Source organism: Streptomyces sp. NPDC014623 (assembly GCF_043088245.1).
GTDB lineage: Bacteria > Actinomycetota > Actinomycetes > Streptomycetales > Streptomycetaceae > Streptomyces.
The window spans coordinates 102573-113906 of record NZ_JBIBZU010000019.1; the positions used below are offsets into that span (position 1 = coordinate 102573).

Annotated in this window: 10 protein-coding genes, 1 pseudogene and 3 riboswitches; of the genes and pseudogenes, 2 read left to right on the plus strand and 9 right to left on the minus strand. The window is 68.1% G+C overall.

The features are described 5' to 3' along the window. Window positions 1-82: 82 nt before the first annotated feature. The 8 genes from ACF1FZ_RS27090 to ACF1FZ_RS27125 all read right to left on the minus strand — a co-directional run bounded on the left by ACF1FZ_RS27090 (window position 83) and on the right by ACF1FZ_RS27125 (window position 8462). On the minus strand, window positions 83-907 hold the full coding sequence (locus tag ACF1FZ_RS27090; protein WP_391776002.1) for an ABC transporter ATP-binding protein: 825 nt from the start codon (window positions 905-907) through the stop codon (window positions 83-85). Further along, window positions 904-1980, minus strand: a complete 1077-nt coding sequence (locus ACF1FZ_RS27095) for a FecCD family ABC transporter permease (RefSeq protein ID WP_391776003.1) — start codon at window positions 1978-1980, stop codon at window positions 904-906. Before ACF1FZ_RS27095 ends, ACF1FZ_RS27090 begins: the two co-directional genes overlap by 4 nt. Window positions 1981-2015: 35 nt before the next feature. After that, window positions 2016-3059 (minus strand): ABC transporter substrate-binding protein, encoded by a 1044-nt coding sequence (locus ACF1FZ_RS27100; RefSeq protein ID WP_391776004.1) that lies wholly within the window; start codon window positions 3057-3059, stop codon window positions 2016-2018. A 29-nt stretch (window positions 3060-3088) separates the two neighbouring features. Next, window positions 3089-3268: riboswitch (cobalamin riboswitch) on the minus strand. 54 nt (window positions 3269-3322) lie between these two features. Further along, window positions 3323-4072 carry a class I SAM-dependent methyltransferase gene (locus ACF1FZ_RS27105; RefSeq protein ID WP_391776005.1) on the minus strand — a complete coding sequence of 250 codons (750 nt, stop codon included), beginning with the start codon at window positions 4070-4072 and terminating at the stop codon, window positions 3323-3325. Continuing rightward, window positions 4069-5298 (minus strand): MFS transporter, encoded by a 1230-nt coding sequence (locus ACF1FZ_RS27110; RefSeq protein ID WP_391776006.1) that lies wholly within the window; start codon window positions 5296-5298, stop codon window positions 4069-4071. The genes ACF1FZ_RS27105 and ACF1FZ_RS27110 overlap by 4 nt, the downstream gene beginning before the upstream one ends. Beyond that, window positions 5291-6544: an ATP-grasp domain-containing protein gene (locus tag ACF1FZ_RS27115; protein WP_391776007.1), complete on the minus strand. Its 1254-nt coding sequence runs from the start codon at window positions 6542-6544 to the stop codon at window positions 5291-5293. The genes ACF1FZ_RS27110 and ACF1FZ_RS27115 overlap by 8 nt, the downstream gene beginning before the upstream one ends. Further along, window positions 6541-7563, minus strand: coding sequence for a cysteine synthase family protein (locus ACF1FZ_RS27120; RefSeq protein ID WP_391776008.1), 1023 nt, complete (start codon window positions 7561-7563; stop codon window positions 6541-6543). The genes ACF1FZ_RS27115 and ACF1FZ_RS27120 overlap by 4 nt, the downstream gene beginning before the upstream one ends. After that, window positions 7560-8462 (minus strand): hypothetical protein, encoded by a 903-nt coding sequence (locus ACF1FZ_RS27125; protein WP_391776009.1) that lies wholly within the window; start codon window positions 8460-8462, stop codon window positions 7560-7562. Before ACF1FZ_RS27125 ends, ACF1FZ_RS27120 begins: the two co-directional genes overlap by 4 nt. 195 nt (window positions 8463-8657) lie before the next feature. After that, a riboswitch (cobalamin riboswitch) is annotated at window positions 8658-8892 on the minus strand. A 647-nt stretch (window positions 8893-9539) separates the two neighbouring features. Beyond that, window positions 9540-9662: riboswitch (cobalamin riboswitch) on the plus strand. Between the two features lie 102 nt (window positions 9663-9764). Between ACF1FZ_RS27125 and ACF1FZ_RS27130 the strand changes: the two genes are divergently transcribed. Together ACF1FZ_RS27130 and ACF1FZ_RS27135 are read left to right on the plus strand one after the other, a co-directional pair. After that, on the plus strand, window positions 9765-10178 hold the full coding sequence (locus ACF1FZ_RS27130; protein ID WP_391776010.1) for a (2Fe-2S) ferredoxin domain-containing protein: 414 nt from the start codon (window positions 9765-9767) through the stop codon (window positions 10176-10178). Window positions 10179-10231: 53 nt separating this feature from the next. Continuing rightward, window positions 10232-10918, plus strand: a complete 687-nt coding sequence (locus ACF1FZ_RS27135; protein ID WP_391776011.1) for a (2Fe-2S)-binding protein — start codon at window positions 10232-10234, stop codon at window positions 10916-10918. 160 nt (window positions 10919-11078) lie between these two features. On the opposite strand, the pseudogene ACF1FZ_RS27140 reads toward ACF1FZ_RS27135, so the two are convergent. Beyond that, window positions 11079-11219 (minus strand): annotated as a pseudogene (locus ACF1FZ_RS27140) (IS5/IS1182 family transposase); the annotation flags it as partial. Window positions 11220-11334: the final 115 nt, after the last annotated feature.

Below are 11334 nucleotides of genomic sequence, written 5' to 3' on the forward strand. Positions count from 1 at the left end.
GTACTAAGATCATTCATCGCTCAAGATCCACTTTTGATCGATCGCCTGCACGGTCGGTAAAGACAATGAAGAAACCAGGTCGCTACGCCCGCTCAACAGGTGCGTGGACAACTCGGTCGCCACCAGGCCCGGCCTCCTCCGGAATGAAGGTCACGTGCGGGGCGCCGGTGCGGGGGTGGACGGCGACCTCGCTCCGGACTCCGTACACATCGGCCAGCAGGCGGGGCGTGAGGACCTCGGCCGGCGGGCCCGACGCTGTGACCTCGCCGTTGCACAGGACGTAGAGGCGGTCGCAGTAGTAGGCCGCGAGGTTGAGGTCGTGCAGCGCCACCAGCACGGTGGCCGACAGCCGGCGCAGTGCGCTGAGGACGTCGAGTTGGTGGCGGACATCGAGGTGGTTGGTCGGTTCGTCGAGCACCAGGAGTGAGGGTTGCTGGGCGAGGGCGCGGGCGATGAGAACGCGTTGTCGTTCACCGCCGGAGAGCCGGTCGAAGGGGCGGTCCGCCAACCCTGAGACCCCGGCCGTAGTGAGTGCCTCCTCGATCAGCAGAGCGTCCTCGGCGGTGTCGCCGGCGAGCAGTCGTTTGTGAGGTGTGCGGCCCATGGCGACTACTTCGCGTACCAACAGGTCGAAGTCGGCGCTCGATTCCTGGACCACGGCTGCCACGGTCCGGGCCAGTTGCCGTACGGGCAGGGACCAGGCGTCGGCGCCGTCCAGGGTGACGTGGCCCTCGACGGGGCGCAGGACGCGATAGACGGCGCGCAGGAGGCTGGACTTCCCGCTGCCGTTGGGGCCGACGAGGCCGACGACCTCACCCGGGTGAGCGGTCAGCGTGACGTCCTGCACCAGGCGCTGTGCTCCTGCAGTGAGTGTCACGCCGTGGATGACCAGCTCGGTCGCGGTCATGCAACTCCCTCCCCATTGCTCCGGCGTGCGTCACGGCGCATCAGCCAGAGGAAGAACGGCCCTCCGCACAGAGCGGTGAGCACGCCGACCGGGATCTCCATCGGCGCGGCGACGGTGCGCGCGGCGATGTCGGCCCAGACGAGGAAGACCGCGCCACTGAGCGCGGCTGTCGGCAGGACGCGGCGGTGGTCGCCGCCGACGAACAGTCGCACGATGTGGGGCATCATCAGGCCGACGAAGCCGATCGGGCCGGCGGCCGCAACCAGAACCCCGGTGACGAGGGACAGAAGAATGAACATGCGGGCCCGGAACCGTGCCACATCCAGTCCCATGGTGGCGGCAGCCTCCTCGCCCGCGAGGAGCAGGTTCAGATTGCGGGCGTGCGCCAGAAGGACGGCGACGCCGAGCAGCAGGGCCGTGCTGGGGAGGCACAGGGTGCCCCAGTTCACTCCGCCCAGGCCGCCGAGTGTCCAGGCCAGCACCGCACGCGCCTCGTTACCGCGGTCGGTGGTGAGGAGCAGCAGGTCCAGGAGCGCGGTGAACACGGCCGCGATGGCCACCCCGGAGAGCACAAGTCGCACGGAGGTGATCCGGCCACCGGTGCGCGCTGTGGCGTAGACGAGGAACAGCGCTCCCAATGCGCCTGCGAATGCGGCGACCGACAAGGAGACCGGACCGAACCAGGTCACCCCGAACACGATCACCGTGACGGCGCCGAGCGACGCCCCGGAGGAGACTCCCAGGAGGTACGGCTCTGCGAGTGGATTGCGGATCAGGGCTTGCATGGCGGTCCCCACCACGGCGAGTCCGGCCCCGGTCACGGCGCCGAGCAGCACACGGGGGGCGCGTACGTCGAGGACGATGGTCTCCCGGGCTCGCGACCACGTGGGCTCCGACCACTCCGCGTCTACTGCGTGCGCCACGATGCCCCACACCTGGCCGGGCGGCACGTGCACGGAGCCGATCGCGAGACCCGCGGTGAGCGACGCGAGCAGGAGGACGGCGAGGACCAACAGGGCGACTGCGAGGGCCTTCGGGGCCGGCCGCTTCGTCTGCTGAGGCGGATGTCGCACGGCCGGGCCGGTGGGGGAGTGTGCGGCGGACGGCGTCACCGGAGGGCGTCGGGGTGCAGGCCGCCCGCCAGGTCGCCGACCGCATAGGCCGAGCGAATGCCTACCAAGGTGGCGGTGAGCGGCAGCACGACGAACCGTTCGTTCTTCACCGCGGGTACGTCGGCGAGCGCCGACTGGGCGAGAAGGAACTTCTTCTTCTGCTCGACGCTTCCGGCACCCGCGTAGTCGTAGATGGCTATGACTTCCGGCTTGCGGTCCACGACCTGCTCCCAGGAGACGTCACCGAAGACGCCATCGAGGTCCGCGAACACGTTCCTGCCGCCGGCCAGCCGGATCAGTTCGGTTCCCAGACTCTTGCCGCCCGCGGTGAACGCGGTCTTGTCGCCACTGTCGTAGACGAAGACAGTTACCTCTGGCTCACTTTCGACAGCGGAGGCGGCCTCGTCCACCTCGTCCCTGAGCGTGGACACCAACTTTTCGGCACGGTCGGAGACTCCGAAGATCTTGCCGATGGTGCGGATTTCGTCATAGGTGTCCCTCATGGTCACCTGCTTCTTCCCGCAGTACTCGCGGTTGAGGTAGGTGTCGATACCAGCGTCGGTGAACGCCTTGCGGGAGCGGCCTTCCTTCTCGTCGAAGGCACTGCCGTAGCCGCCGTAGACGAGATCGGGCTCGGCGTCCAGGACGGTCTCGAACGACGGTTCCCTCTCCGCCAGTTCCGGCACGGCCTCGAAGTCCTTCCGCAGCTCAGGCAGAACCACCGAGTCGGGGAACGCGGTGCCGACCATGCGGTTCTTCAGACCGAGGGCGAGCATGAGCTCCGCCGGGTGCTGATGGATGGTGACCACCCGCCTCGGCGGTGCGTCGTACGTCGTCCTCACCCCGCAGTTGTCGATGGTGACGGGAAAGCCCTGGTGCGGTGCCCCCGAAGCCTTGTGATTGCGCTGGGTCTCGCCGGACGAGCCGCAGGCCGCGGTCAGCAGGACTGCCGCCAACACGGACACCGCTGCGGTGACCCGCAGGGCAAGTGGTCTCCCAAGGAAGGGGAACTGCGGGGAATCGGATATGGCGTTGTACACGTAGAGCCTCCTGGGGAGTCCGCGCTCCTCGGATCGGGCCCGCGACGGGTCAGTGTCCTGACTCCTGGAGTAGCTCTCCTCCTGCCTTCCGCGCGGCGCGCGGTGGTATGCGGAAGGGTGACTCTCCAGTCACAGTGGCGGGACCGTGCCGGAATCTCACCGGCTTCCTGTCTCCCGTCGCGGCGATGACCTGGCGATACTACGTTCTGCGGAGGCCCAGCCGTAAGGGGGTGCGGTGGGGAGACCCCGCACCCCACCCCGTGTCACCCTTCCCGGGTCGCCCGCAGGATCAGTCGCTCCGCGTCATGGTCGTAGGGGCGGCCGTCGAAGCCCCCGAAGATCTCCACGCGGCTGAACCCGGTGTCCTCGGCCATCCGGCGCAGCTCCACGGCGCTGTAGACGAACCAAACCAGAGTGGCACGCGTCACGCGGTCCCCTCGAACGAGCACCCAGTCGCTGCGCAGTCTCGCCCAGTCGTCCAGCACCGTGTCGGTCTGCACGAGAAGGTCGTCCCCCCGCTGTACGACCTTGGGCGGGGTGACCCTGCGCGCCAGCAACTCCTTTCCCGCGAGGTCGAGTACGAGGGTCCCGCCGGGCACCAGGCACTTGTGCATGTTCCTGAGTACCCGGGTGTTGTCGGCAGGGTCCTCGAAGTACCCGAATGAGGTGAACATGTTAAGGGCGACGTCGAAGCCACCCGATGGCTCGTACGTTCGCGCGTCGGCCTGTACGTACGTGACGGGTGCCCCCGCGTCGGCCGAGTACTTGCGTGCGCGCTCCAGCATGGCCGGGCTCGTGTCCACCCCGGTCACGTCGTAGCCGCGGTCGGCGAGGGGAACAGCGAAAACCCCGGGGCCGCAGCACAGGTCCAGCACCCGTGCCCCTGGCCGGAAGGACAACAGCGGTGAACTGTCCAGCAGTTCTTCGGCCTGGGTGTGGCGTTGTCCGGTGAACAGGAAGTCGTGGAACTCGGTCCAGAAGTCATCGTCCTGGAATCCGCCGGTACGTGTCATGGCGCGACAGTGCTCCTTCGAGATAGCTGTGCGGGACGTGCCGCGCGGCGGCGCAGCATCAGAAGAAGTGGAGGAAGCAGCAGACACTGTGCGGCGGCAAGGAGCCAGAACACCCCTGTGTCGCCGGCCTGTTCACCGACGCTGTAGAGCTGCCCGCCCAGCACCCCGCTGGCGCAGGCGCCCAGACCGGCCGCCAGGCGCTGCTGGCCGAAGATCACGGCGTCGGAGCGTGGGCTGCGGTGCAGCGCCTCCAGGTCGTTCTTCAGGAACAGCACGATGTCGCCCAGAGTGATCAGCGCACCGCCTGCCAGGAGTGAGGGGCGGGTGCCGATCGACAGCACGACCAGGCCGGCAGCCAGGCCGGCAAAGCCGACTGCGAGAGCCAGACCGTACGGCATGCGCCGGATCAGCCCCGAGGCCAAGGGCTGTACGACGATCACCAGCGTGAAGCACACCAGCAGCACCACGCTGTAGAACGTGCTGGAGGCGCGCTCGACGGCGTACACCGCCAGGAAGTGCTGGAAGTGGAAGTAGAGGTAGAACGCCATCGCGTTGGCGGCGAACGGCAGGAGCGCCACGCCCGCCAGCAGACCCTGGCGAGACGCCCCGGGGGAGGCCGGCCGCTCACTGGTCGTCGATGGCAGCCGCGCATGGCCTGCTGTCACCAGGACGAAGAGTGCCGTCACCGCTACGAACAGGCTGCCGGGCGAGGAGAGTACGAACGGCCCGGCGATCAGCGGGCCCATCGCCATGCCGGCGTTCAGCGCCGCGTTTCCCGCCGAAAGATATGCCGGGCGCCGTTCGTCCTCCACTCCGTGAATCAGGTATGCCTTGTTGGCCGGAAGGTACAGCGCGGCGCCGCAGCACGTCAGGATGAGCGCTCCGACGGCGAGTGGCGGCCAGCGCAGAGCCAGCAGCAGGCCGACGAATCCGGCGGTACGGACGATCAATGCCCAGAGCATGGTGCGCCGCAGCCCGATCCGGTCTGCCAGCGCCCCTCCGGCGATCCCGCCGGAGAACTGGACCAAGGATGCCACGGCGAGTACGACACCGACCGTGCCGAGCCCCATACCGAGCCGTTCGTGGAGGAAGACCGACATGAACGGCAGGACCATGAAGCTGCCGAGCGGGATCAGGAACGAGCTGAGCAGCAGGAAGCGCTGCGGACCGTCGAGCGGTGACAGCCCGGTACGCGTACCCGGCCCGCGCTCCGTGCGCTCACCCACCGGAGGCAGTCCCTGCCGGCCGGTCGGTGAAAGGCTCGGTGTGCACCCGTACGGTGTTGGCCGCGGCCACCGCCCGGTGCGTGGCGAGCTCGGCCGTCTCGGCCTCCGCGTAGACGATGCCCGCGTACCCACGGCTGTCCGCCAGATGTTCGACGGGGTCGCCCACCCGCTTGACCGGATACCACGCCGGTGCCCCAGGCAGTCCCGTCAGGCGGTCGAGCCCGCTGACCCCGGTCAACATCCCTGGGGCGTCGGGGTAGCTCAGCACGAAAGCCACGGCAGGGCCGCCCGGCAGGTCCGCGTCCATCAGGTGGGGGCGCCTGCCGAGCGCCATCTCGATCATTGCCTCGTACACGTTGTATCCGAGGGCCCGGCACATCCCCTCACCGACGAGTGCGCCTCCGATACGGGGATTGACCTCGACGACCTCCGGGCCCGCTGCGGTGAGTACGAACTCCACGTGCGCGAAACGGTCCGTGTACCCGATGGCGGTCAGCACATCGCCCAGCCATTTCTCCAGCGAGGCGTGCTGGCCTGCAGGAAGGCCGACGGGGAACGCGGTGATCTCCTCGCGGAACCGGGGTTCCGGCGACATCAGACGGCTTGAGACGCCGAGCAGCCGTGTCCGCCCATCCCAGGAGAGGATCTCCGCGCTGTACACGGGCCCGCCGAAGTACGGTTCGGCGAACAGCCGTCCCATGAGTGACCGCCCCGCCGCTTGTGCCAGAGCAGCGTCCAGCTCGGGTTCATCCCGCACCAGCCAGACGTTCTGACTCCCGGTGCCGGCGGTGTCCTTGACGACGGCGGGCAGACCGGTCTCCTTCAACAGCACCTCCCGGAGCTCTGAGAGGGAACCGACCGGCTCCACCGCTCGCCCGCTCGTGAGCCCTGCCTCGTGCAGCCGGTTGCGTACTGCGGCCTTGTCCCGGGCAAGCCGGAGGACGGCCGGATCGAGTCCGGGCAGGCCCAGGTGGGCCGTGAGTTCCGCGCCGACCAGCGTCCAGGTGTCGGTGGAACTGATGAGACCTCGCAGACCGGGTGTCCCGCGCAGCAGGTCCGCCAACCCGTCCGTGTCGAAGGTGTCGGTATCCACGACGTCCAGCGCATCGGCAGGGAGCCGCTCGAGCTCGTACGCGTAGTACGACGGATCGCGGGTCAGCAGCAGCAACCGTTCGCCGAATGCGTCGGCGGCGCGTACCAGATGTCGGAGTCCGAAGGTGAGCGACTCCAGGCAGACCACACTCACGCGGCCCGCTCCTTCCTGTGCGTGGGAGCAGGGGTGCGCTGCCATGCCATGGTGGACCACGGCATGGTCATCTCCTCGGGCCCGGGCACCTCGACAGGTTTCAAGGCCGCGAGGTCGAGTGACTCCTTGTGCCGGGCGAAGACCCTCTCCACGTAGCGGTGGCCCGTGTCGGCGCCGATCACCATGTGCAGGCGGTCGGGATGGCGGCGCGCCTCGTGGGACGCCGCCAGGTATCCGGCTCCGGTGGACAGCCCGGCGAAGACCGCGTGGTCACGCAGGAGAGCGACCGCGCCGGACATCGCGTGCGTGAAGTCCATCCAGTGCACGCCGTCGTAGAGGTGATGGCGGACGTTGTCGAAGACGATCGAAGACCCGATGCCGGCGATGATCGCCTCCGGGTCGTGGTGGTCCTGGCTGCCGAAGGTGACGCTGCCGAACGGTTGTACGCCCACCAGTCGGACCGTGGGATCGGTCCTTCGCAGGTGTTCCACGATGCCGCCGGTCGATGCGCCGGAGCCCACGCCGCCGACCACGGTCAGCGGCCGGCCGGGGAAGGCCGCCGCTATCCGGTCGGCGACGCCGTGATAGCCGAGGTAATGGATGTCGTCGTGGTACTGGCGCATCCAGTGGGTGTCGGGATGCTCGGCGAGGATCTCCTTCACCCTGCGTACCCGTAGTTCCTGGTCGAGCTTGAGATTTCGCGATGGCCTGACTTGCTCCACGGTGGCGCCGAGAATCTCCAGCTGGGCGAGCGTGGTGACGTCCACGGTGGTGGACGCCACGATGTGGCATCGCAGGCCGTACCGGTGGCAGGCCAACGCGAGGGCGTAGGCGTAGATACCGCTGGAGCTGTCGATCAGGGTCTGTCCGGGGCGGACCGTGCCACGATCGAGGAGATGACCGACGGCCGCCAGCGCGGAGTAGATCTTCATCGACTCGAAGCGGATCAGGACCACCGTGTCGGTGAGCCTGACGAGGTCGGGGGCCTTGAGGGCGTCGGCGATATGGGGGTGGATCATCCGTATCCTCCTTGGACGAATGAGCACTGGTAGCCGAGTGAACGGAAAAAGGCGGACAGGTCGGACTTGCGGTGCGCACCCAGGCGCCGGGGGAAGAGATATCCGATCAGGCAGCCGGTGTGAGCGACGAAGATCCCGTCCGCACCGAACCGCTCCCGGTGGGAGAGCAACTCATGGAAGTGGACCTTGGGGAGAACCTCCTGGGACAACGCGGCGCTGGTCGTCGCCGCCCGGGCGACGGCGGCCGGATCACCGGAGCCGAAACCCTTGAGGAGATCGGCCAAACACCGCTCGTACTCCTCGCCTCGCCGCCGGTAGTGCTCCAGCAGCGAGGTGGTGACGGCGGCGGTGTCCACCGTGCCGGGTTCCGTGACGAACGCGGTGTGGAAGCCGAACGCGGTGCCCAGGCGCCGGACCACCCGGTGCCTGCCGCTCAAGTGGAGGGCGAACTCGTCGAGGAAGACGCTGTCGGCCCGCTCGATCGCAGCGAGAATGCCGAGGACCACTTGTTCGTCGTAGGGCACGGAGAAGAGACGGAACAGGCAGCGCAGAGTCGCGACGATGTCCGCGGTCGAACTGGCCATTCCCACACCCACCCGAAGGTCGGAGTGGGTGCTCCAGAGGCCCGTCGGCAGGGTGAGCTCGAAATGGTCCAGGAAGAGACGCGCCGCCCTCGCCGACTTCTCCCCGAGACTCGACAGATCCGACGGCCCGGTACCCCGCGTGAAGTGGACCCAGGAGTGACGGTCCACAGGAAAGGAGACCAGGGCGATGTCCGGTGCGGTGCCCGCGCGCAACGGGCCCTGGTACAGCTCACCCAGAGTCCCATGGCAGACGCCGGACACGGTGACGGGCGCCCTGCTTCGGTCCTCGCGGGGCTCCCCGGCAAGAGTCAGCACCGCTCGCCCCGGGTGCGCCGGCAGTGGATGGCCGGACTCCCGGCACGGACGACGTAGCTGCGTCTGGTCAGCAACTCGTTCTCCTCCTGGTCCCGGGCCATGAACACCGACCAGGGAGGAGGACGCGGCCATGGTGCACCGTGCAACCGTCCGTACCGCCAACCCAGTCCTCGAGGTCGCCGTGCACAGCCCGTGCGACGCACGGGCGCAGTTGGCAGGTCTCCGGACTCGTGGGCGCGCTCACCGGAAACCCGGCGGGCATCTGTCAGCCGTCGCCTTCTCGGACCTCGCACGGGCCCGGTGCTGCGATGGCTCTCGTTCCCACTCACCGTTGCGGGACAGTCCCGGATTCCCACCGGGTTCCCTCTTGCGTCGCGCTACCGCACATGTGGATGGACGGGAGGCGCGAACCGACTGCGCGTCTCACCCTAGGGGCGCTCGCAGCTCTGCGACAGGGGCACACGGGCGGTTGGCCTGATGCGGCTGGTGCGTGGGCAAGCGTGCGTGCCCTGCGAGGTGGCACTTCGGGTAACACTGAGGAGTGTTCCCTTTTCTCAGCGCGTCTGCCAACAGCACCGACGGACAGTTCGGTCCATGGCAAAGGCGATGCCCGGGCCGTTGTGATGCTCTGGCCGGAATGAGCCTCCGTGTCTCCGGCTCCTCCAACGACACACTGATCGCTCCTGCGACATGCGCGCACTGCCACCCGGGGGACGGTGCCCAGAGGGCCAGGAATGCTGTCATAGAAAGCGCCTGACGGCCAGGAAGGTCCGAGCTGCCGACGCCTGACCTGCATTCCGCCTGTCGTGTCGCCCTGCGCACCGAGGGGCGACCGTGGTGGTCATGCCGTGCATGGCCGCCGCCGGCACCTCCTGGAGGTACCTGCTGAGCCAGGCATTCGGCTGCTCGGCGCTGTTGTGGGCGTGGGGCACGGTCATGGTCGGACTGCTGCTGTCCGGGCAGCACCCGTTGGCCGCCGGGCTTTCCGCAGGCACCGGAGCGGTGCATCAGGCCCGGCCGGCGGCCACGGGCGTCCGGCGCATGCGAGGATGGCCGATGACAGGGCGACGGCGGTCCGAGGAAGCCGGTGAGAATCTGGCGCGGTCCCGTCACTGTGATCGGCGAGCGGATCCCAGCAGTTCCGCCATCCTCACGGGTGGGAAGGATGGGACGAGCCCTGACCCGAGAGCCAGGAGACTCACGCGGTCGCCTCCTCGATGGACGCCGGGGCGGATCTCCCCGGAGAGAGGGCGGTTCAGCGTCCCTGAAAAGCCGGATGCAGAAACGTCTGACGACGCTGTAGTGACGGGGACAGCGGTCACCCCAGTGCCTTGCCGAATCGTCGTTTGCCGAGATTGTTGTTGCGGCACCGCCAAGGTGCGGGGAATCGATCACGCCGCGCAGACGGCGCGTCTGCGCTCGGATGCACCAGTACGGGTCTCCGCCTGCCTCGACGTCTGCGCCCAGGCCAACGTCGTCGTGGTCCAACCTTCCGCTGCCGGCCGAGCAGCCGGTGCCAGGCCGGTATGGCTCGGGCTCGTCAATGATCCCCGAGCCACGGAAGACATAGCGGCCTGGGTACGCGCCGGCGGCCCAGGCGTCGCTCCTAAGCCCGAGATGCTCGACCTGTACGCTTGCCCGCCGCTGCGGCACCGCGCGGTCTCCTGGAACGTCGGTCCCACCGAAATGCATCTGTCGAGCCCGCTTGTGCAGTGAGGACTCCTCTTGTGTCCTTCTCCGAGACGGCGTCACGCAAGGAGGCAGTCCCCATGAAGGATCTCGTTCGGGCACCCGGGGTGGTTGTGGCTGCGGCTTTGGACGATGTGGCAGCCATCGGAGGCTTCTTCGCCCTGCGTGTCGGACGCTGCGACGAGGGCTGGCGTCCTGTGGACCACTTCTACAGCAGTGGCTTCGCCGACCTGTCCACCGCAGTTGCCAACCGATACCGCACCACCGAGCTGCGTGTCGGAGTCTCCATCGCTCACCTCGGGCACGCCGCCCGTCTCTGGTCGCCCGTGCTGGCCTGCGTGCTGCTCCATGGGATTGTGCTGGACCTGAGCGAGTTGCAGCGCGCCGACGACAGTTCGGAGCTCAGGCTGCCCGAGCCCGCCGGCTGGTACGCCGACTCGCTGTCCGACAGGACAGGGAGTCTGTACGCCGAGGTGATGCACCACCTCGACGCTCTGGGCACCGGCCTTCGCGTCAAGGTCGCTCCGCGCCTGCTCGACGGCAACGCCGCGTCCGCATTGGTCGGCTCGGCCGGCGTGCTGCTGTCGGCCTACCCACAACTGCGTGCTGCGCTCGGCGAACTCGTGACGGACCTGCTCGGTAGGGGGCGACTTGTCGGTACGGGGCACGTGACCGGGCCGGACCTGGCCTTCACCCGTCGTAGCTGTTGTCTCTACTACCGCACGCCAACCGGCACGAAATGCGGGGACTGCTGTTTCGCAAGCTGAAACCCGAGTGCTGCACCAGTGCACCGGACCAACGACGGGTGAGGGGTGTGGTGGTGGGCTGGGTCCGAGCGGGTGGTCGTCACTCGTGCGAGCCTCTCAGAAGTCCCAGCCGTCAGCGGCGGCGTAAGTATCCCCGGGCCGTCGGTGCTTAGGCCGTGCCCTACATGGTCAGTTTGAGGAACCGTTTGTAGCAGCAGAGAGCGGCTGCTAGTCCGAGAAAGGCCAGGTAGTTGCCCGGTTTCCGCTCGTAGCGGTGGTTGAGTCGGCGGTAGCCGGTCAGCCAGGACATGGTTCGTTTGCCGTAGAACCTGAGCCGGGCGGGTCGCCGGTGAGCGACCCGCCCGGTTCTTCCGCCCCCGCCCGAACCACCGGTGCCAGTAGAAAGAACATCCCCCGAGTTCGTGGGAACTCGCATG